17 protein-coding genes are annotated in these 19,668 nt (G+C 75.7%); 8 read left to right on the top strand and 9 right to left on the bottom strand.

The genetic code is table 11. The features are described from left to right. Window positions 1-63: 63 nt before the first annotated feature. The 3 genes from ACFXHB_RS01995 to ACFXHB_RS02005 all read right to left on the bottom strand — a co-directional run bounded on the left by ACFXHB_RS01995 (window position 64) and on the right by ACFXHB_RS02005 (window position 2,210). Entirely contained in the window at window positions 64-831 is a 768-nt protein-coding gene (locus tag ACFXHB_RS01995) for a dienelactone hydrolase family protein (RefSeq protein WP_380571357.1), read from the bottom strand. A 136-nt stretch (window positions 832-967) separates the two neighbouring features. After that, on the bottom strand, window positions 968-1,369 hold the full coding sequence (locus ACFXHB_RS02000) for a VOC family protein (protein ID WP_380571358.1): 402 nt from the start codon (window positions 1,367-1,369) through the stop codon (window positions 968-970). A 55-nt stretch (window positions 1,370-1,424) separates the two neighbouring features. Beyond that, complete coding sequence (locus ACFXHB_RS02005; RefSeq protein ID WP_380571359.1) at window positions 1,425-2,210, bottom strand: iron-sulfur protein; 786 nt, start codon at window positions 2,208-2,210, stop codon at window positions 1,425-1,427. A 638-nt stretch (window positions 2,211-2,848) separates the two neighbouring features. On the opposite strand from ACFXHB_RS02005, the gene ACFXHB_RS02010 reads away from it, so the two are divergent. From ACFXHB_RS02010 to ACFXHB_RS02030, 5 genes are all read left to right on the top strand, one after another. Continuing rightward, entirely contained in the window at window positions 2,849-4,063 is a 1,215-nt protein-coding gene (locus ACFXHB_RS02010) for an acetyl-CoA carboxylase biotin carboxylase subunit family protein (RefSeq protein WP_380571360.1), read from the top strand. Beyond that, window positions 4,060-5,910 (top strand): IucA/IucC family protein, encoded by a 1,851-nt coding sequence (locus ACFXHB_RS02015; protein ID WP_380571361.1) that lies wholly within the window; start codon window positions 4,060-4,062, stop codon window positions 5,908-5,910. The genes ACFXHB_RS02010 and ACFXHB_RS02015 overlap by 4 nt, the downstream gene beginning before the upstream one ends. Window positions 5,911-6,065: 155 nt before the next feature. Continuing rightward, on the top strand, window positions 6,066-7,793 hold the full coding sequence (locus ACFXHB_RS02020; RefSeq protein WP_380571362.1) for an IucA/IucC family protein: 1,728 nt from the start codon (window positions 6,066-6,068) through the stop codon (window positions 7,791-7,793). 44 nt (window positions 7,794-7,837) lie between these two features. Further along, window positions 7,838-9,088 (top strand): type III PLP-dependent enzyme, encoded by a 1,251-nt coding sequence (locus tag ACFXHB_RS02025; protein ID WP_380571363.1) that lies wholly within the window; start codon window positions 7,838-7,840, stop codon window positions 9,086-9,088. 118 nt (window positions 9,089-9,206) lie between these two features. Beyond that, complete coding sequence (locus ACFXHB_RS02030; RefSeq protein WP_380571439.1) at window positions 9,207-10,037, top strand: inositol monophosphatase family protein; 831 nt, start codon at window positions 9,207-9,209, stop codon at window positions 10,035-10,037. 4 nt (window positions 10,038-10,041) lie between these two features. Here the strand turns inward: ACFXHB_RS02030 and ACFXHB_RS02035 are convergent, their stop codons facing one another. The 4 genes from ACFXHB_RS02035 to ACFXHB_RS02050 all read right to left on the bottom strand — a co-directional run bounded on the left by ACFXHB_RS02035 (window position 10,042) and on the right by ACFXHB_RS02050 (window position 15,629). Further along, window positions 10,042-11,229, bottom strand: a complete 1,188-nt coding sequence (locus ACFXHB_RS02035; protein WP_380571364.1) for a cytochrome P450 — start codon at window positions 11,227-11,229, stop codon at window positions 10,042-10,044. 285 nt (window positions 11,230-11,514) lie between these two features. After that, the gene (locus tag ACFXHB_RS02040; protein ID WP_380571365.1) at window positions 11,515-12,273 is read right to left on the bottom strand and encodes a tRNA-dependent cyclodipeptide synthase; all 759 of its coding nucleotides are present in this window, start codon (window positions 12,271-12,273) and stop codon (window positions 11,515-11,517) included. A 432-nt stretch (window positions 12,274-12,705) separates the two neighbouring features. Then, on the bottom strand, window positions 12,706-14,259 hold the full coding sequence (locus ACFXHB_RS02045; protein ID WP_380571366.1) for a pyridoxal phosphate-dependent decarboxylase family protein: 1,554 nt from the start codon (window positions 14,257-14,259) through the stop codon (window positions 12,706-12,708). Continuing rightward, complete coding sequence (locus ACFXHB_RS02050; protein ID WP_380571367.1) at window positions 14,256-15,629, bottom strand: diaminobutyrate--2-oxoglutarate transaminase family protein; 1,374 nt, start codon at window positions 15,627-15,629, stop codon at window positions 14,256-14,258. The genes ACFXHB_RS02045 and ACFXHB_RS02050 overlap by 4 nt, the downstream gene beginning before the upstream one ends. 158 nt (window positions 15,630-15,787) lie before the next feature. On the opposite strand from ACFXHB_RS02050, the gene ACFXHB_RS02055 reads away from it, so the two are divergent. The 3 genes from ACFXHB_RS02055 (at window position 15,788) to ACFXHB_RS02065 (ending at window position 17,197) form a co-directional block, all read left to right on the top strand. Next, the gene (locus tag ACFXHB_RS02055; RefSeq protein ID WP_380571368.1) at window positions 15,788-16,465 is read left to right on the top strand and encodes a class I SAM-dependent methyltransferase; all 678 of its coding nucleotides are present in this window, start codon (window positions 15,788-15,790) and stop codon (window positions 16,463-16,465) included. 28 nt (window positions 16,466-16,493) lie between these two features. Then, window positions 16,494-16,805 carry a hypothetical protein gene (locus ACFXHB_RS02060; RefSeq protein ID WP_380571369.1) on the top strand — a complete coding sequence of 104 codons (312 nt, stop codon included), beginning with the start codon at window positions 16,494-16,496 and terminating at the stop codon, window positions 16,803-16,805. Between the two features lie 65 nt (window positions 16,806-16,870). Further along, window positions 16,871-17,197: a DNA-binding protein gene (locus ACFXHB_RS02065; RefSeq protein ID WP_380571370.1), complete on the top strand. Its 327-nt coding sequence runs from the start codon at window positions 16,871-16,873 to the stop codon at window positions 17,195-17,197. On the opposite strand, the gene ACFXHB_RS02070 is transcribed toward ACFXHB_RS02065, so the two are convergent. Beyond that, complete coding sequence (locus ACFXHB_RS02070; RefSeq protein ID WP_380571371.1) at window positions 17,178-17,921, bottom strand: response regulator; 744 nt, start codon at window positions 17,919-17,921, stop codon at window positions 17,178-17,180. The genes ACFXHB_RS02065 and ACFXHB_RS02070 overlap by 20 nt on opposite strands. Then, window positions 17,918-19,603 carry an ATP-binding protein gene (locus tag ACFXHB_RS02075; protein WP_380571372.1) on the bottom strand — a complete coding sequence of 562 codons (1,686 nt, stop codon included), beginning with the start codon at window positions 19,601-19,603 and terminating at the stop codon, window positions 17,918-17,920. Before ACFXHB_RS02075 ends, ACFXHB_RS02070 begins: the two co-directional genes overlap by 4 nt. Window positions 19,604-19,668 lie beyond the last annotated feature (65 nt).

Raw genomic sequence — 19,668 nt, forward strand, 5'->3', positions numbered from 1 at the left:
CCGTAACGTTCCTCCCGGCGTGGTAAGTCCAGGTGGCCTAATACCCACGCCGGGAGCCCCCCGTCAGAGCGCGCGCTTCAGCAGCGGCAGGAGCGCCGCCCAGTGCCGGGCGTCCGCCTCGGCGTGGTACGCCGTGGAGTCGGCCTGGGTGAAGCCGTGCGGCGCGCCCTCGTACACCTCGCAGGTGTGGCGGACGCCGGCCTCCGTCAGGGTCTTCGCCAGGAGGTCGATCTGCTCGGCGGGCAGCGTCGGGTCCTGGTCGGCGTGCCCGAAGTACAGCTCGGCGGTGACCCGGTGGGCGCCCAGGTGCGGGCTGTCCGCGGCCTCGGTGGCGAGCAGGCCGCCGTGGAAGCCGGCCGCCACCGCCACCCGCTCCGGGTGGGCGGCGGCCGTGCGCAGCGCCAGGATGGCGCCGAGGCAGTAGCCCGTGATGCCGACCGGCCCGTCGACGGTCAGCGGGGAGCCGGCCAGCCAGCGGAGGTAGGCGTCGGCGTCGCGCACCGCGTCCTCGGCGGTGTGCGAGCGCATGAGCGCGCCCAGCCGGTCGAGCAGGGCGGGGTCCGTGCCCGGGTCGATCGGCGTGGGCGGTTCGGGCAGCTCGACCAGTGGCGCGCGGCCCTGCCGGTAGAACACGTTGGGCAGCAGCACGGTGTAGCCCTCGGCCGCGATCCGGTCCGCCATCGACTCCAGGAACGGGCGCAGCCCGAAGGCGTTCATGTACAGCAGGACGGCGGGGTGGGCCCGGCCGTCGTCCGGGTGGGTCAGGTAGGCGTCGGCGATGCCGTCGGCCGTCGGGATGTCCACGGCGGTGCCGCGCACGGGGGTGCTCACGATCGGTGCTCCTCAGCTCGTCGTGCGGTCCTCGCTCCGCAGGCTACCGACCGTGCGCCGCGCGTGACACGGCATCAGAACCATGGCCCGGCACCGGACCCGGGCCGCGCCGCGAGTCGGGCGCCCCGGCCGCGGGTCAGGCGCCCCAGCTGCGACCGCAGAGCACCAGCCGGTAGCCGTCCGGGTCGGCGACGGTCACGCCGAACTCGTCCCAGTAGGGGTTGTGCGCGGTGACCCGGGTGCCGCCGGCGGCCTCCAGTCGGGCCACGGCGGCCTCGTCGACCGGTGCGCCCAGGTAGACGACGAAAAGGTCGTCGACGGTCGGCGTCGGCTCCAGCGGGTGCTCCGGGTCATGGGTGAGCTCGAAGTGCCAGCCGCCGCCGGCCGGGCCGACCATCAGCAGGTCGTGCTCGCCGGAGACGCGTTCGGTGGTGCGCCAGAGGACGTCCAGCCCCAGGCCGTCGACGTAGAACCGCTCGGCGGCGGCGAGGTTCCGGGAGGGGCGGGCGAGGCGCACCCGCATCGTCGAATCGATCATGCGGGCGAGCGTACCGGGCGGGCCACGGGCCGCCGCCGACACCTCGGCCCCGGTGTCAGAGGCGCCGCAGCCGCTCCTCGTCCGAGGTCCGGGGGCAGGTGATGCAGGCGGAGTCCGGCCGGATCGCGTAGTAGAGGCAACAGCCGAGCCGGGTACGGGTCGGGTGGCTGCGACCGTCCTCGCCGTGCAGGTGGCGGAAGGCGGCGGCGCCGAGCAGTGGCTGGGTGCCGCCGGGCAGGACGGCCTCGGCGGCGGCGATGGCGGCGGGCTCCTCGCCGGCCATCCGGCCGAGGTACCAGAGGGCGGAGGCCAGATCGTCCGTCACCATGCCCCACAGGGCCCGGGTGCCGCGCCGGGTCGCGCCGGAGAAGGCGGTGAGCAGCGGCTCCACGTGGGCGACGACGTCGGCCCGCAGCTCGGCGCGCAGCTCGTCGTCGCCCGGGAGGGTGGTGTGGGCGCGCGGGCGCAGCGCCAGGTCACCGGTGGGGGCGTGCAGCCAGAGGTCCGTGCGGTCGATGGCGGGCACCCGTCGGGCGAGGTACCAGGGGCCGGCGATCAGGAGGCAGGCCGACCAGAGGTAGTGGTGCAGCAGTCGGGACGCGGTGACGTGGGGGCGTGGGGCACTGCCGTGCTCGGCGGTGATCCGCGCCTCCTCCCCGGCCAGCGCGTCGGCGAGCGCGATCGGATCGGTCGCCAGTTCGGCCGCGGAGTACCAGCCCTGGGCGCGCGACGGGGTTGGATCGCCGTCCCCCAGGACTTGGACCCGCAGGGCCGGGCAGAGATTCAGCAGCCGCCGGTAGTCCGCGTAGAGCGGACATGGGGCGCATGGGGCGGCGGGCATGGGCGTGGCCCCCAAGATCATCGGCACTCCCGAGATCGACTAAGGTGAGGCTCACCTTATACGCGGCGCACCCGCCGTCGAACCACCCGCGGCCCGACTGGGCCGAGCTGTCCGGAATTTGACGCGGTAAGGTTTACCTAACCTAGGATCTGACTCCGTGCTGAGTACCGATCCGCCGACCACCACGGCCCCGGCGATCCCCCGACACCCGACGGCCCGGCGGCCCCGCCCGCGCGCCGCGCGCGGGCCGCGCGCGGGCCCGGACCGCGCGCCGTCCCCCCGTCGACCGCGTCCGACGCCCTGACGCCCGCTCATCGTGACCGTGGCGTGGCCGTCGTGACGCGAGGTCGGACCCTCGGGACGGCCCCCTCCGGCCACGGCCGAAGACTCCCCGCCGCCCGCCCCGCCGGCACACTCCGCGCCGCCGCCGCCCGTCCCGCCGGCCCCGCCGAGGGCTCCCCCGACGACGCGCCCGAGTAGCCTCGCTCCTCCGGGTGTGCGGGGAAGCGGGCGCCCACCAGCGCCGTTCCCCCGCACGGCGCCCGTCCCCGCACGGCCGGTACACCCACCCGGCCCCGGTCCCTCGCTCCCCGTCCCGCACCCTCAACCCCTCACCCCCAATTCCGGAGAGACCCGACATGCGGCTCTACCTGCTCGCCCTCAACCCCACCGACTCGGTCACCCAGGGCTTCCTCCCCGCCGCCGCGCGGCTCGGGCTCGACGTCACGGTGCTCACCGACCAGGCCGAGCCGCACCGGCGCGCCTACGCCGCGCAGGCACCCGCGCCGGAGGTGCTCGAATGCGACGTGCGGGACTTCCGCGAGGTGATCGGGCTGATATCCCGGCGGGAGGCGCCCGACGCGGTGTTCAGCAACAGCGACCACCTGCAGACCCAGACCGCCCTGGCCGCCGGGTACTTCGGGCTCCCGGCCAAGGACTGGAAGGCGACCCTGCGGGCCAAGAACAAGGGCGAGCTGCGCCGCCACCTGGCCGCCGCCGGCCTGGACGCCGTCCGCTCCGTCGAGCTCGACGCCGGCCAGGACCCGTCCACCCTGCGGGAGTTCGGCATCCCGTTCCCGGCCGTGGTCAAGCCGCGCGAGGGGGTCGCCAGCGAGGACGTCTCCCTGGTCGCCGACATCGAGGAGCTGGAGCGACGCTGCGCGCTGATCCAGCACCGGCGCCCCGGCGCCGCCCTGGTCGTCGAGGAGTTCCTGGAGGGGCGGCTGTGCACCCTGGAGACACTCGGCGACGGCAGACGGCGCCATGTCCTCGGCGGCTTCCGGACCAGGGTCTCCCCGCCCCCGCACTTCATCGAGGAGGTGCTGGACTTCGCCCCCGACCACCCCCGGCCGGTGGTCGCGCAGATCCTCGCCCAGCTCGACGCCCTGGGCGTCGGACTCGGCGCCTGCCACACCGAGTTCGTCGAGCAGCCGGACGGCCGGGCCCGGATCGTGGAGGTCAACTACCGGGCCATCGGCGACCAGTGCGACCTGATGCTGGCCGAGATCCTCGGCATCCCGCTGTTCGAGCACATCCTCGCCGCGCACCTCGGCCGCGAGCTGCCCGCGGACCTCACCGAGCGCTGCGCGGCCACCGGGAACCGGGCCCGCACCGAAGCGGTCTGCGCGGACCGGGCCGGCACCCTCACCACCGCCCCCGGCCCCTGGGACGAGGAACGCGACGGCGTCCGACTCGCCTACCGCCCGCTGCGCCCGCTCGGCGAGCACCACGAGCACTACCGCACCAACCGGGACTACCTCGGGGTGATCCGGGCCGTCGGCACCGACCAGAGCGCCGTGGACGCCGCCGTCGCCCGCTTCGTCGCGGCCAACCGCTGGGAGATCACCCCGTGAGCACCACCCACCGCCCCGCCGGGCCGCCCCGCTCCGCGCCCGGCCACCGCCCCGAGGAGCCCTCCGTCGCCGACCGGCTGACCCTGCGGGTCCTCTCCGCGCTGCTGCGCGAGGACGTGCTCGGACTGCGCACCCGCGGCACCCCGCAGGACCGGGCGGACGGCCGGTGGCTGGTGGCGGCGGAGACCGGCCTCGCGCTGCCCGTGACCGCGGAGGGCTTCCAGAGCGAGTACGCGGCCCGGCTCCCGCTGCTGGAGCTGGCCGGCCGCCCGCTGGCCGGGCTGGACGCCGTCCTGGCGGCCCTGACCGGCCTGGCCGAGGCCGAGGACCGGCCCGGCTGGGCGGCCTTCGCCGAGGAGTGCCGGCAGACCCTCGCCACCATGGAGCTGCACGAGCGCACCCGGGCCGGGACGCACACCGCGCTCACCGACCTGTACGGCGCCGACCCGGCCCACTGGAGCGGCCCCGCCGCCGCCCTGGGGCACGACACCCTGGCCGCCCACCTCGACCACCCGGTCTACCCCACCGCGCGCGGCCGCTCCGGTCTCACCGAACCCCAGCTGCGGTCCTACGCACCGGAGTTCCACCCCGCCTTCGAGCTGCGCTGGCTCGCCGTCCCGGCCGGCGCCCTCACCGCGCACGGCACCCGGCCACTGCCCAGCTGGTGGCCCACCCCGAGCTGGCTCGGCCTCGACCTCGCCGGCGGTGACGCCGCCTGGGCCACCCTGCCCGTGCACCCGCTCACCGTGGGCGAACCGCTCGCCGGGGCGCTGCGCTCCGTCGGCCTGGAGGACCGCGCCGTCCTCGCCGCCAAGCCGTACCTGACCGTCGTACCCACCCTCTCCATGCGCACGGTGGCCGTCGCCGACGACCCCGGACACCACCTCAAACTCCCGCTCGCCACCGCCACCCTGGGCCGGCTCAACCGCCGGACCATCAAGCCCGGGACGCTGCTCGACGGCGCGGCCGGCCAGCGGCTGTTCGAGGCCGTCCTGGCCCGCGAACCGCGCTTCGCCGGGCGGATCCTGCACGCCGACGAGCAGAGCTGGGCCCACGCCGGCCACGAACTGCTCGCCGTCCTGCTCCGCCGCCAGCCCGCCGGCGCCGGCCTGGAACACGCCGTCACCGTCCCGCTGGCCGCCCTGCTGGCCCCCGCCCCCGGTGGGCGCCTGGTGATCGACCACCTCGCCGACCGCTTCCACGGCGGCGACCCGGTCGCCCTCTACGACGCCGTGCTGGAGCCGCTGCTCGACTGGCAGGCCACCCTCTTCGGCTACGGCATCGCGCTGGAGTCCCACCAGCAGAACACCTCGCTGGTGTTCGACGAGGACGGCGGCCTGCGACTGCTCTACAAGGACGACGACGGGCCGCGCGTCCACACCGGCCGGCTCGCCGCCACCCTGGGCGAACACGCCCTCGCCGAGGCGGGGTTCGACGACGCCCGGATCCCCGGCCCCGAGGACGGACCGCTCACCGACCTCTTCGCCACCGTCACCGGCCACCTGTGCGCCGGCGCCCTGGCGTTCGGCCTCGCCGCCCACGGCCGCGCCGAACTCGGCGATCTGCTGGCCCTGTTGCGCGGGCGGCTGACCGCGGCCACCGACCGGATCGGTCCGGCCGGCGAGCCGCTGCGCGCCGCTCTGCTGGACGCCGACCGGCTGCCGGTCAAGGCCATGGTGACCGCCGGGACGCTGCTCACCAAGCAGCGTTCGGGAGCCGCCGACATCAACAAGCACTACACCGACGGGCCCAACTACCTGCGCCCCGACCGGGCCACAGCCACCACGGACACCACGGACACCCCAGGCGCCACCCGCACCACCGGCACCGCGGGCACCATGCGATGAGCGTCGACACCCCGGTGCGACACCCCGGCGCGGCACCCCGGCGGCGGCACCGCCCGCCCCGGCGGACCCGGGCGGCGCCGGGCGCACCCGGTGGCCGCCCGCGGCGCGGCCACCCCCCTCGTCCTCCCGTCCCGCCTGCGCTGGAGTAGTCGCCGATGACATCCGCCCTGCCCGCACCCGAACTCCCCACCCCCGACCGCGCGGTGGCCCACACCCTGCTCAACTGCCTGCTGCGCGAGATCTCCGGGCCGGAGCACCAGACCACCGTCACCGACGGATGGCTGCTGCTGCGCCTGCCCCGGCGCGGTGTCCTGCTCCGGGTCGCGCTGCGCCGCGTCTCGCTGCTGGGCGCGCACCGCTTCACCGGCCCGGTCGAGGAGGAACGGCCCTGCGGCTGGTCGCCGTTGACCTGGCAGGAGCTCGCCGGGTACGTCCAGGACGAGCTGGAGCTGCGCACCGGCACGGTGAACGAGGAGTTCCTGGAGCAGCTGGCCGCCAGCCACGCGGGCGTGCGCGCCGGGCTGGAGAGCCGGCCCGCCCCCGGTCCGGACCGCTACCTGGAGTCCGAGCAGGCCCTGCTGTTCGGGCACCGCTTCCACCCCGCGCCCAAGTCCCGCACCGCCGCGCGCGGCGACTGGCGCAGCTACGCCCCCGAGTCGCGCGCCGTGTTCCGGCTGCGGCACCTCGCCGTACGCCGGGAGCTGATCGCCGAATCCTCGCTGGACGCCTCCGCGACCGCCCTGCTCAACGGCCTGGCCGAAGCCCCCGACGGCTACCGGCTGCTGCCCGCCCACCCCTGGCAGTTCGACCTCCTCGCCGACCACCCGCTGCTGCGCGGCGCCCTGGCCCGCGGGGACATCCTGGACCTCGGGCCGGGCGGTGCGCCGTTCGCCGCGACCGCCTCGGTGCGCACCCTGCACGGCGCCGGCGCGTTCCTGAAGTTCAGCCTCAACGTGCGGATCACCAACTGCCTGCGCAAGAACGCCGCCTACGAGCTGACCGGCGCCGTCGCGCTGACCCGGCTGCTCGCCCCCGCGCTGGGCGACCTCGCCGAGCGCTACCCGGACGCCGCGATGCTGCGCGAACCCGCCTTCCGTACCCTGGCCGTGCCCGGCCCGGACGGCCGCCCCGACCGGGACCTGTACGAGGGCTTCGGCCTGATCGTCCGCGAGGGCTTCGCCGGCGCGCTGCGGCCCGGCGTCACCCCGCTGCTGGCCGCCGCCGTCGCGGACGAGCACCCGACCAGCTCCGCGCACATCTCGCGGCTGCTCGCGGGAGGCGGCACGCGGGAGGCGCTCGACTGGTGGACGGACTACCTGCGGCTGCTCGTCCCCCCGGTGCTCGCGGCCTACTTCGACCACGGCGTGGTGCTGGAGCCGCACCTGCAGAACGTGCTGATCGGCGTCGACGGCACCGGGCGGCCCGTCCAGGTGCTCTTCCGCGACCTGGAGGGCACCAAACTCGTCCCCGAGCGGAACGCCGCCCTGCTCGCCGCCCTGCCGCCCGAGGTGGCCGGCGCGCTGGCCTACGACGCCGAGCGCGGCTGGGACCGGGTGGTCTACTGCCTGCTGGTCAATCACCTCGCCGAACTGCTGGCCGCGCTCGCCGACCGCCACCCGGAGGCGGAGCGCGCCCTCTGGGAGGCCGTCCGGAGCGTCCTGGCGCGGTACTCCGACGCGCACGGCCGCCCGCCCCGGCTGCGCGCCCTGCTGGCCGGGGTCCCGCTGCCCGCCAAGGCCAACCTGCTCACCCGCTGGGAGCGCCGGCCCGACCGCGAGGCCGGCTACGTCCGCCTGCCCTCCCCGCTGGCGGGCGGCATCCCGGCGGAGGCGGCCCACCGGCTCCCGCGGGCCGCCCGCACCCCAGTGTGGAGCGGCCGGTGAACGCCGGCGCCACCCCTCCCACCCCTCCCCACCTGGAGCACCAGATGACCGACGCCGTCCGCCGGCACGTGGCCGCGCTCGACCCGGAGGAGCTGCCCGCGTACGTCTACGACCTGACCGCGCTGCGGGCGCACGCCGCCGCCGTCCGGGCCGCGCTGCCCACGCGCGTCGAGCTGTACTACGCCGCCAAGGCCAACCCGGACGCGCCCGTGCTGGCCGCGCTGCGCGGCGCGGTCGACGGCTACGAGGTCTCCAGCGGCGGTGAGCTGGCCCACGTCCGGCAGGCCGTGCCGGACGCGCCGCTGGCCTTCGGCGGGCCGGGCAAGACGCCCGCCGAGATCGCCGCCGCGCTGGACGCCGAGGTGCGCCGCTGGCACGTCGAGAGCGAGCAGGAGCTGCACCGGCTCGCCACCGCGCTGACCGACCGCCCGGACGCGGAGGTGGACGTCCTGCTGCGGGTCAACCTGCCGGTGGGCCCGGGCACGCTGGACGCGGTGGCACTCTCGATGGGCGGCCGCCCGACGCCGTTCGGCCTGGACCCGGAGCGCGCCGAGGCCTGCGTCCGCCTGCTGACCGACCCGTCCGGGCCGCTCGGAGCGCTGCTCCCGCGCCTGCGGCTGCGCGGTGTGCACGCCCATCTGGCGAGCGGGCTGTCGGCGGCGCGGCAGCTGGCCGTCGCCGGGCAGATCGTCGACTGGTCGACCCGGACGGCCCAACGGCACGGGTTCCGCCTGGCCGAGGTCAACGTGGGCGGCGGCATGGCCGTCGACTACGCCGACCCGGGGGCGCGGTTCGACTGGCCGGCCTTCGGCGCGGGCCTGGCCGGGCTGCTCGACCGCCACCCCGGACTCACCCTGCGGATCGAACCCGGCCGCGCGCTGACCGCCCACTGCGGCTGGTACGCCACCGAGGTGCTGGACGTGAAGGTGAGCCACGGCGAGGACTTCGCGGTCGTCCGCGGCGGCACCCACCATCTGCGCACCCCGGCCACCCGGGGACACGACCAGCCCTTCACCGTCCTGCCGGTCGACGCCTGGCCGCACCCGTGGCCGCGCCCGGCCGTCACCACCGGCCGCGCCACCCTGGCCGGCCAGCTCTGCACCCCGAAGGACGTCCTGGCCCGCGCCGCCCCGGCGGCCCGGGGCCTGCGGACGGCGGACCGGGTGCTCTTCGCGATGGCCGGCGCCTACGCGTGGAACATCTCGCACCACGAGTTCCTCATGCACCCCCGGCCGGGCTTCCACTACCTGGACGAGGACCCGGCAGCGGACCCGGGCCGGCGCGCCGACGGCTGACGGCGGCGCGCCGGCCCTCGGCGGGACCCGGCCGACCCGCGCTCCAGGGGCTGGCGAAGGTCCGGACCGCACTGACGTGCGAAAGTGGTAGCCAGCGAAGGGAGCGCGCAACGTGCTGATGGACAGGGTGGCGGAGATTCTCGCCGAGGCGTCTGCCGAGGTGGTGGAGCCGCGGTTCCGCGCGCTGGCCGCCGGCGAGGTGATGGAGAAGGCCCCCGGCGAGGTGGTGACGGTGGCCGACCGCGAGGCCGAGGTGATCATCGGGCGACGGCTGCGCGAGCTGCTGCCCGTCCCGGTGGTCGGCGAGGAGGCCGTCGCCGCCGATCCGGACCTCGCGCGGGCGCTGCACTCCGAGCCCGCCGTCTGGCTGGTCGACCCGGTGGACGGCACCTCGAACTTCATCGCCGGCCGCCCCGACTACGCCGTGATGACCTCGCTGGTGCGCTCCGGGCAGACCGTCGCCTCCTGGATCTGGCAGCCGGCCACCGCCACCAGCTACACCGCCGAGCTGGGCTCCGGCGCCTGGCGCAACGGTCGCCGCCTGACCCGGACCCCCGCGGCCGGCGGGCCGGCCGCGTGGCGCGGGGCGCTGAAGAGCCGCTTCCTGGAGCCGGAGCTGCGCCGGACCCTGGAGAAGAACGCGGCGGACGGCTTCGGCGAGATCACCCCCGGCCGGAACGCCGCCGGGGTCGAGTACCCGGACGTCGCCGAGGGCGCACTGGACTTCATCCTCTACTGGCGCACCCTGCCCTGGGACCACGCGCCCGGATCGCTGCTGGTCACCGAGGCCGGCGGGGTCTCCGCCCGGCTCGACGGCAGCCCCTACCGGCCGGAGGCCCCGGGCTGCGAGGACGGCCTGCTGGTCGCCGCCGACCAGGAGAGCTGGGACCGCACCCGCGCCGTCCTGCTCGGCCGGTGGCGGACCGGCCGCCCGGCCGCCGGGCGGTGACCCGCTACCAGAGGACCGGGAGCCGCTCCGGCAGGCGCTTGATGAAGCCGGGCCGCCAGGCCAGCTGCTCGACCGGCAGGGCGAGCCGCAGGCCCGGCAGGCGCTCGACCAGTGCCGTGATCGCGATCTCGGCGTGCGTGCGGCCGAGCGCCGAGGCCGGGCAGAAGTGCCGGCCCGCGCCGAAGGCCAGGTGCGGGTTCTCGGCCCGGTCGAGGTCGATCCGCTCCGGGTCCGGGAAGACGGCCGGGTCGTGGTTGGCCCCCTCGACCAGGACCAGCACCAGCTCCCCCGCCTTCACCAGGACCTCGCCGACCCGCACGTCCGCCAGCGCGATCCGGGGCAGCGCGTCGCCGATCGACAGGTTGACCCGCAGCAGCTCGTCCACCGCCCGCCCGATCGCGGCCGGTTCCCGGCGCAGCCGGTCGGCCAGCTCCGGCCGTTGGACCAGCCGGATGACGGCGTCCAGCAGGAACGCGGAGGTGGAGACGGCGCCCGCGCCGAACAGCGAGAGCGCGACGGTGGCCAACAGCTCGTCACCGACCCGCTCCGCGACGTCCGGCGAGCGCCGCAGTTCGGCGAAGCGGCCGAGCAGGCCCTCCGTCGGCGCCGGGTCGGCGACGAGCCGCTCCCGCATGTAGGCGAGGTCCTTGTACCAGTTGGGCGCGGAGCCCTCGAACGGCACCGGGCTGGTCAGGAAGGCGACGTCGATGCCCGCCATCAGCCGCCGCCAGTCGTCGACGGGCAGGCCGAGCAGGCGGCAGTGCAGGGCGGCCGAGTACGGCTCGGCGAAGGCGTCCCGCAGATCGGCGGGGCCGCCCTGCTCGACCAGGGCGTCGAGCAGCCGGTGCGCCTCGGCCTGCAGCCAGCCGTCCAACTCCTTGTCGGCGCGCGGCGAGAGGGTCTTCATCACGGCGTTGCGCAGACCGGTGCTGTTGATGTTGCCCATGTTGTTCACCACCTCCGGCGGGATGGTGAGGGCGTACTGGCGCGGGACGCCGGGGTTGGCGGTGTCCTTGAGGCTGAACCGCTCGTCCTCCAGGACCTGCTTGGCCAGCGGGTAGCTGCTGACCAGCCAGGCCGGGTCGCCGGTCATGGTGCGGACCCGGGCGACGGGCCGCTCGGCACGCAGCCGGTTCGCCTCCTCGGGCAGCACGTCGCCCCGGCGGGAGAGCGGGAAGGTGAGGTCGGTCATGGGTGTACTCCCTGGGATCGGGCGCGGGTACGGGCGCGGGCGCAGGATCGGGCGCGGGTACGGGCGCAGGATCGGGCTCGGGCGCGGGTAGCGGGTGCTGGTGCTGGTACGCGCGCGGGCCGACGGGTACCGGCGCGGGGCGGCACGGGTGCGGCTCCAGTCGGGGCCGCTCCGGCACAGGGCGCGCGAGTGATCGGCCGGGCGGGGGCGCCGGCGAGCACGGCGGGCGCGGGCCGCGACGACGGCAGCGGCAGAGCCGGCGGCAGCGCCGACGGATGGGCGCACTCAGGCCGCGCGCGACTGCGGGACGGCCCCCGCGGCGGCCGTCGGCGCGGCCGGGCGGACCACCGCGTAGGCCTGGCCGGGCGCCGCCCGCAGACCCTCATGGCGACCGAACAGGACAGGTGTGAGCGGGAGTTGGAGGTGGTAGCAGCTGACCGAGGAGGGCACGCCGAGCAGCGCCGGGGTGTCCAGGAAGAACGGCAGCTCGGCGGTGATGTACCGCAGGCCGGCGGCGAGTTGGGCCTCGTTCGGGGCCAGCCCCTCGTCCAGCCGGGCGGCCAGGAAGCCGCGCGCCATGGCCTCGGCGGCGGCGTGGAACTCCGGGTCGGCGCGCAGCGCGTCGACGGCCCGCCGGTGCAGCCGCCGGTAGGCGGGGTCGCCGGCGAAGTCGGAGAGCGCGTGCGTCCGGACGCCGTCCCGGCTCCCGGCCTCCTCGACGCCGCGGGCGATCCGTCGGGCGGTGGCCTTCACCTCCTTGGCGGCCCGCCGGTGGGCGTGCTCGGGGGTGTAGCCGAAGGTCTCGTACTGGGACTCGACATGCAGATCGGCGTGGACGATGTCGATCCGTTCGAAGAACTCCCGCCCCCACCCTATGAGTTCGGCGATCCGCCGGTGACTGAAATAGCTGTTCCCCGGGCTGACGCCGATGAGCAGGTGCTCGCCGCGACGCCATATCTCCCCGCAACGGTCGGAGAACGGAAGTGCCTCGTACACGGTTCGATCGATGGGGGTGGCACGTTCGCCCAGGAGGGTTTCGCGCATGCCTTGCCTCCGCTTCGCAGAAATGGTCACAGGACTGGCTTCGGGTGCTTCAAGCGGTTTTACCGGGATTCACAGAAGTGCATGACGGGTAGGCGGAGTTCGCCCCTGTACAGAGGTGGACTCACCGCATGCGGATGGCGCGCGCCTGGTCAGGCGGCCTGCCCCGGGGAGCCGTGTGCGCTTGGTGGGGCGGCGACCACATGAAGTTACCGCCGCCGTTCGGGATCTCCGCAAGCCCTGCCGAGGGGTTGGCGGATTCTCATCACCGGGCGGCCTGAATCAGCCTGTACTCCTCCGGAAAGGTATGTCCACGGAGGCTTTCCGGGGGCGGCCGAATATCCCCCGGACAGCATGTCACGCCAGTGTGCCTTCCTCCAACATCCGCCCGTGAAAAGGGCTTTGTCTTGGCAACGACGGGACCCGGGCGCGGGGCTAGTCGGCCGCGATTTCCCGGCCGGTCCGGACCACCCGGCCCAGCAGGGCGCCGACCTCGGCGGCGGTGGTGTGCGGATTGAGCAGGGTCAGCTTCAGCCGGACCCGGCCGGGGCCCTCGCCCGGCAGTTCGGTCCGGCCGACGACGGCGCGCCCGGTGCGCAGCAGGGTCCGGCGCAGCTCGCCGTTGATCGCGTCGACGGCCGCCCGGTCGGCCGCCGTCACCTCCGGGCGGCTCGGCGGGCGGTAGCGGAACAGCACGGTGGTCAGGACGGGTTCGCCGTGCAGTTCCAGCTCGGGCTCGGCCCGGACGGCCTCGGCGGCGTCCAGCGCCAGCTGGTGACAGGCGTCGACCAGCCGGCCGAGCCCGGCCCGGCCGAGGGTGCGCAGGGTGACGGCGATCTTGAACGCGTCGGCCCGCCGGGTGGTGCGCAGGGAGCGGCCCAACAGGCTGGGGTAGCCGGCCTGTTCGTCGTCGGCCGGGTTGAGGTACTCCGCGCGGCGGGCGAGCGAGACGTAGCTCTCGGCGCGGCGGACCAGGAAGATCCCGGCGGCGGCGGGCTGCCACCCCAGCTTGTGCCAGTCGAGCGAGACGGAGTCGGCCCGGGCGATGCCGTCGAGCAGCGGGGCGAGGCGGTCGGAGAGCAGCGCGCCGCCCCCGTACGCGGCGTCGACGTGCAGCCAGGCGCCGTAGCGGGCGGCGAGGTCGGCGGCGGTGTGCAGCGGGTCGACCGCGCCGGTGTCGGTGGTGCCGGCCGTGGCCACGACGGCGATCGGGGTCTGGCCGGCCCAGCTGACCTCGGCCAGGGCGCGGGCCAGCGCGTCCGGGTCCATCCGCAGGTCGCGGTCGACGGGGACGGGGACGACGGCGCGTTCGCCGAGGCCGAGCAGTGCCGCGGCGCGCTGGACGGAGAAGTGGGCGGCGCGGGAGGCGATGATCCGCGGCACGACGCCGGGCGGGATCCCCTCCACCTCGACGATGCCGTCGAGCTTCTGGTCGCGGGCCAGCATCAGGCCCATCAGGTTGGACTCGGTGCCGCCGGAGGTGAGCACACCGGCCGCGGCGGCCGGGTCGTAGCCGACCAGCTCGGCCAGCTCGGCGATCAGCGCCGTCTCCAGGGCCGTCGCGGCCGGGGCCTGGTCCCAGGAGTCCTGCGAGGGGTTCAGCGCGCTGACGGCGAGGTCGGCGGCGGCCGCCACGGCGAGCGGCGGGCAGTGCAGATGGGCCGCGCAGGCGGGGTCGGCCGGATCGGCGGCCCCGTGCGCGAGCAGTTCGGTGAGCCGGGCGAGCGCCGGCGCCCCGTGCGCGTCGGCCAGCCCCGCGAGGGCCTGGGCGGCGAGGTCGTCGGGCCGGCCGGCCGGCAGCGGTCCGGCCCGGCGGGCGGTCCCGGCGGCCAGCGCGTCCAGCACCTCGGTGAGCAGCGGGGCGAGCGCCGCCGGGCCGCCGGGGCCGCCGGCCAGCGCGTCGGGGGCGGCCGGGGCACCGCGGGGAACGGCCGCGAGCCGGGCGGACGGATCCGCGCCCGGGTGGCCGGCCCCTCCCCGGGTGGTCACCGTCCCTCCGCGGCGACCGCCGCGAGGGCGTCGGCGAGGCGGTCGAGTACGGCGGCCGTCTGCTCGTCGGTGATGGTGAGCGGCGGCAGCAGCCGCAGGACGGCGTCGTGCCGGCCGCCGAGTTCGACGATCAGGCCGCGGGCCAGGCAGGCCTCGCGGACCTTGACGGCGAGCGCGGGCGCGGCCGGGCGGGCCCCGCAGGCGTCCGGTTCGGCGGTCGGGTCGACGAGCTCGACGCCCAGCATCAGCCCGCGGCCGCGCACCTCGCCGATCAACGGCAGCTCGCCGGCCAGCGCCCGCAGCCGCTCGGCCATCCGGGCGCCGACCAGGTCGGCCCGCTCGACCAGGCCGTTCGCGGCGACGTACCGCAGGGTGGCTGCGCCGGCCGCCATGGCGAGCGTGTTGCCGCGGAAGGTCCCGGTGTGCGCGCCCGGCCGCCAACGGTCGTACTCCTCGCGGTAGACGACGACGGCGAGCGGCAGGCTGCCACCGATCGCCTTGGAGAGCACCATGGCGTCCGGGACGATCCCGCTGTGCTCGACCGCCCACATCGCGCCGGTGCGGCCCACCCCGGTCTGCACCTCGTCGACGATCAGCGGGATGCCGCGCTCGGCGGTGATCCGGCGCATCGCGCGCAGCCACTCGTCGGGGGCGGGGACGACACCGCCCTCCCCCTGGACCGCCTCCAGGATCATCGCGGCGGGCCGGACCACACCGCCCGAGGGGTCGTCCAGCAGCCGCTCGGCGTAGGTCGCGGCGAGCTCGGTGCCCGCCTCGCCGCCGACGCCGAACGGGCAGCGGTAGCCGTACGGGTAGGGCAGCCGGACCACCTCGCCGCCGCCCGGCAGGGGCTCCTTGACGGCGACGTTGCCGGTCAGCGCGAGGGCGCCGGCCGTCATGCCGTGGTAGGCGCCGGTGAAGGCGAGCGCGCCGGAGCGACCGGTGGCGGTCTGCATCAGTTTGAGCGCGGCCTCGACGGCGTCCGTCCCCGCCGGGCCGCAGAAGTGCACCCGGGCCTGCCGGCCGAACTCCTTCGGCAGGCTCTCGAACAGCGCGGTGGTGAAGTCGTCCTTCTCGGCGGTGGCGAGGTCCAGCAGGTGCAGCGGGGCACCGCTGTCCAGGGTGCGGCGGATCGCCTCCAGCACCACCGGGTGGTTGTGGCCGAGCGCGAGCGTGCCTGCCCCGGAGAGGCAGTCCAGGTAGCGGCGGCCGTCGGCACCCTCGACCGTCATGCCGTTGGCGCGCACCGGGACGATCGGGAACGACCGGGCGTAGGTGCGGGCGGCGGACTCGCGGACGCGCTGGCGGCGCAGGATGGCGTCGCCCGGGGCCTGGGCGGGGACGGCGGCGGGGACGGCGGCGAGCGTCAAGGCGAACTCCCAAGAAGTTAGGTAAGCCTAACTTTACTTCCCTGGCCTGGCCGGACGGGCCCCGGGGGCCCAGAACCACCCGAGCGGGTGACGCGGCGTCCGCCTGCCCAACGAGCGAACGGCCCCCGGGTTACGGTCCGCGCGCTACTCTCGCCCCCATGTCGCCCACGCCCGCACCCGCCCCCGAGACCCCCGAGGCTCCCGGATCCGCCGGCCCGGCCGGCCCCGACGCCGAGCACACCGCCGAACTGGCCCGCACCCGCGCGTTCTTCGCCGTCCGCGCGGCCGGCTGGGACGCCAAGTTCCCCGAGGACGGCCCGCGCTTCGCCGCCGCGATCGCCACCCTCGGCCTGCGCCCGGGCGACCGCGTCCTGGACGCCGGCTGCGGGACCGGCCGCGCACTCCCCCTGCTGCGCGCGGCGGTCGGGCCCGACGGCCGGGTGATCGGCGCCGACGTCACCCCCGAGATGCTGCGCGTGGCCGACGCCCGCCACCACGGCACCGCCGCCCTGCTGACCGCCGACTGCGCCCGCCTCCCGCTGGCCGACGCCTCCCTGGACGCCGTCTTCGCCGCCGGGCTGATCTCCCACCTGAGCGACCTGGACGGCGCCCTGCGCGAACTCGCCCGCGTCACCCGCCCCGGCGCCGCGCTCGCCCTCTTCCAGCCCATCGGCCGGGCCGCGCTGGCCGCCCGCCACGGGCGCGAACTGACCCCCGATGACCGCCGCGCCGAACCCCACCTGCGCCCGCTGCTGACCGCCACCGGCTGGCGCCTGGACAGCTATACGGATACGGACGACCAGTTCCTCGCACGGGCGACACGGGTCAACCTCTAGTTGACACCGCCGGTGGTAACCTGGCCGCATGTCCGAGCCGATGGATGCCGCGCCGACCTCGCGTCCGGTGAAGAAGTACAGCGTGTCGATGCCCGAGGACGTGGCCGAGGAGGTCCGCGCCCGCGTGGGCAAGGGCTCGTTCAGCGCCTACGTCACCGCAGCGGTCAGACAGGCGATAGAGCGCGAGCACCTTGCCGAACTCGTCGACGACTACGTGCGTCGCCATGGCGAGATCCCCGAAACCGCCCGGGCCCAGGCGGCTCGCGAGGCCGAGGAAGCGGAGCGGAGGTACGCACAGTGGCTCGCCGAACAGGGAACCAGCGAATCCCTGGCCAGCTGACGCCTGGGGCACTCGTACTGGACAGCCAGGGCCTGTCCCTGGCCATCGCCGAGGATCCGCTGGTGATGGCCAGGATCGACCACGCCAAGACTCACGGCGCCCGGGTGGTCGTCAGCACGCTGACGTTGATCGAGGCGATGAATCCGCGGCAGCCACAGCCTCGTTGGGACTTCGTCGTCTCCCGCCTCAATGTCGAGGAAGTGACCCGGCTGCTGACTCGGCAGGCGATGGCACTCCTCGTGGCCGCCGGGCTGCACGGCCACAAGTACGCGATCGACGCCGTCGTCGCCGCCACTGCCATGGCGCAACCCGGACCCGTCCGGCTCCTCACCAGCGACATCGACGACATGGCGAAGCTCTGCGACAAGCGGGTCATGCTGATCCCGGTCTGATGCCTCCCCCGCCGCCCGTCCAGCGGTAGCAGAGCTCCGGGCGGCCGACGTTGCCGTACTGCGGCTCGCGGGCGGCCAGTCCGGTGTCCACGAGGTGCTCCAGGTAGCGGCGGGCGGTGATCCGGGAGACTCCGGCGGTGGTGCCGGCGGCCGCCGCGGAGATCCCGGTGCGGGCCTCCCGCAGGACGGCGGCGAGGGTGTCCAGCGTGGCGGCGCTCAACCCCTTGGGGAGGGCCGTGCGTTCGGGGGTGCGCAGCAGGGCGAGGGCCTGGTCGACCTCGTCCTGGCCGGTGGCCTCGCCGGTGCGGCCCAGGGTGTCGCGGTACCGGGCGTAGCGCTCCAGGCGGTCGTGCAGGGCGGCGGCGCCGAACGGCTTCAGCAGGTACTGGACGACACCCGCCGAGACGGCCTGGCGGACCATCGCGAGGTCCCGGGCCGAGGTGACGGCGATGACGTCGGTGGTGTGGCCGGCCGCGCGCAGCGTTCCGCAGAGCTGCAGGCCGTGCCCGTCGGGCAGGTAGAGGTCGAGCAGGGTGAGGTCGACGGGCCGGCCGGCCGCCCGGGCGCGGTCCAGGAAGCGCAGCGCGTCGGCGCAGCTGTGCACCGTGCCCACGGCGTGGAAGCCCGGTTCCCGCTGGACGTAGAGGGTGTGGGCGGCGGCGGCCACCGGGTCGTCCTCGACCACCAGGACGGCGATGTCGGGCCGGTCCGGGGAGCGGTTCACGACGCCACCGCCCCGCGCCGCCCCGGCACCCGGTCGAGCGACGACCGGTCCAGCGGTGGACGGTCCAACGGCGGGCGGTCCAGCGGCAGCCGGACGGTCAGCACGGCGCCGCGGTCCCGGCCGACCTCGACCGTGCCGCCGTTGCGCCGGGCGGTCTGGGCGACCAGGGCGAGCCCCAGGCCGTGGCCGCGGCCGTCCTGCTTGGTGCTCCAGCCGCGCCGGAACACGTCGTCCACGGCGCCCGGGTCGATCCCGGCGCCGGTGTCGGCGACCCGCAGCAGCAGGTGGTCGCCGTCGACGCGGGCGGTGACGGTGACCTCGGGCTGGTCCGGGCGGTCGGCGGCGCCGGCGATCGCGGCGTCCACCGCGTTGTCGACCAGGTTGCCGAGCACGGTGATCAGGTCGCGGGCGGCGAGGTCCGGGGGCAGCACCCCGTCGTCGATCCGGCTGTCCTCGGTGAGCGTCAACTCCACGCCCCGCTCGGCCGCCTGGGCGGCCTTGCCGAGCAGCAGGGCGGCCAGCACCGGTTCGCCGACGGCAGCGACCACGCGGTCGGTGAGCTGTTGGGCGAGCGCGAGTTCGGCGGTGGCGAACTCCACGGCCTGCTCGTGGCGCCCGAGTTCGATCAGCGAGACGACCGCGTGCAGCCGGTTGGCGGCCTCGTGCGCCTGCGCGCCGAGTGCTTCGGTGAAGCTCTTCACCGAGTCCAACTCACCGGTGAGGGACTGCAGTTCGGTGTGATCGCGGAGGGTGACGACCCGGCCGAGGCCGGTCCCGATGGTGGAGGTGTTGAGCACCAGCACCCGCTCGGCGGTCAGCTGCACCTCGTCCCGGACCGGCTCCTCGCCGAGCACGGCCGCCACCAGGGCCTCCGGCAAGCCCAGCGTGTCGATCGGCCGCCGCTCCACCTCGCCCGCCAGTGCCAGGAGTTCGCGGGCGGCGTCGTTGCAGAGCACCACCCGGTGCTTGTGGTCGAGCAGCACCAGGCCCTCGCGCACCGAGTGCAGGGTCGCCTGGTGGTACTCGTAGAGGTGACTGAGTTCGGCCGGGCCCATGCCGTGGGTGTGCCGCCGCAGACGGGAGTTGGCGAGGTAGGTGCCGAGCCCTCCGACGGCGAGCGCGGCCACCGCGACCGCGACCAGCGCGAGCAGCGGTCCGCGCAGCTGCGCGGAGATGGACTGCACCGTGATGCCCGCGCTGACCAGCGCGACCACCCGGTGCCGGTCGTCCAGCACCGGGGTGACCACCCGCACCGACGGCCCCAGCGTGCCGGTGTACGTCTCGCTGCGGGTCTCCCCGGCGAGGGCCCAGTCGATGTGCCCGAGGAAGGTCCGGCCGATCTGCTCGGGCAGCGGGTGCGTCCAGCGCACCCCCGCGGTGTCCATCACGGTGATGAACGAGACCCCGGTGTCCACCCGGACCTGCTCGGCGTAGGGCTGGAGGACGGCGGTCGGGTCCGGCCCGGCGACGGCCGCGCGCACCGACGGGGAGTCGGCCACCGAGCGGGCGACCGCGGTGACCTGGCGGCGGGCCGCGTCCTCGGTGCGGTCGGCGGTGAACAGGTAGGCGAGCACGGCACCGCCGGCCACCACGGCGGCGACGATCACCACCTGGACGACGAAGAGCTGTCCGGCCAGGCTGCGCACCGGCCGGCGCGGCGAGGGGAGGGTTCGCGCGGACATGCCTGACAGTGTGCACCACCGCCGGAACCCGGCCCGGGCCAAGCCCGGTGCGCCCGGACCCGTGC

Source organism: Kitasatospora sp. NPDC059327 (assembly GCF_042752535.1).
Lineage (GTDB): Bacteria > Actinomycetota > Actinomycetes > Streptomycetales > Streptomycetaceae > Kitasatospora.

Excerpts from the sequence above, each read along its gene's own strand:
- ACFXHB_RS02000 (WP_380571358.1), bottom strand. The coding sequence starts at position 1,369 with ATGATCGATTCGACGATGCGGGTGCGCCTCGCCCGCCCCTCCCGGAAC.
- ACFXHB_RS02005 (WP_380571359.1), bottom strand. The coding sequence starts at position 2,210 with ATGCCCGCCGCCCCATGCGCCCCATGTCCGCTCTACGCGGACTACCGG.
- ACFXHB_RS02010 (WP_380571360.1), top strand. The coding sequence starts at position 2,849 with ATGCGGCTCTACCTGCTCGCCCTCAACCCCACCGACTCGGTCACCCAG.
- ACFXHB_RS02020 (WP_380571362.1), top strand. The coding sequence starts at position 6,066 with ATGACATCCGCCCTGCCCGCACCCGAACTCCCCACCCCCGACCGCGCG.
- ACFXHB_RS02025 (WP_380571363.1), top strand. The coding sequence starts at position 7,838 with ATGACCGACGCCGTCCGCCGGCACGTGGCCGCGCTCGACCCGGAGGAG.
- ACFXHB_RS02030 (WP_380571439.1), top strand. The coding sequence starts at position 9,207 with ATGGACAGGGTGGCGGAGATTCTCGCCGAGGCGTCTGCCGAGGTGGTG.
- ACFXHB_RS02035 (WP_380571364.1), bottom strand. The coding sequence starts at position 11,229 with ATGACCGACCTCACCTTCCCGCTCTCCCGCCGGGGCGACGTGCTGCCC.
- ACFXHB_RS02040 (WP_380571365.1), bottom strand. The coding sequence starts at position 12,273 with ATGCGCGAAACCCTCCTGGGCGAACGTGCCACCCCCATCGATCGAACC.
- ACFXHB_RS02055 (WP_380571368.1), top strand. The coding sequence starts at position 15,788 with ATGTCGCCCACGCCCGCACCCGCCCCCGAGACCCCCGAGGCTCCCGGA.
- ACFXHB_RS02060 (WP_380571369.1), top strand. The coding sequence starts at position 16,494 with ATGTCCGAGCCGATGGATGCCGCGCCGACCTCGCGTCCGGTGAAGAAG.
- ACFXHB_RS02065 (WP_380571370.1), top strand. The coding sequence starts at position 16,871 with ATGGCCAGGATCGACCACGCCAAGACTCACGGCGCCCGGGTGGTCGTC.
- ACFXHB_RS02075 (WP_380571372.1), bottom strand. The coding sequence starts at position 19,603 with ATGTCCGCGCGAACCCTCCCCTCGCCGCGCCGGCCGGTGCGCAGCCTG.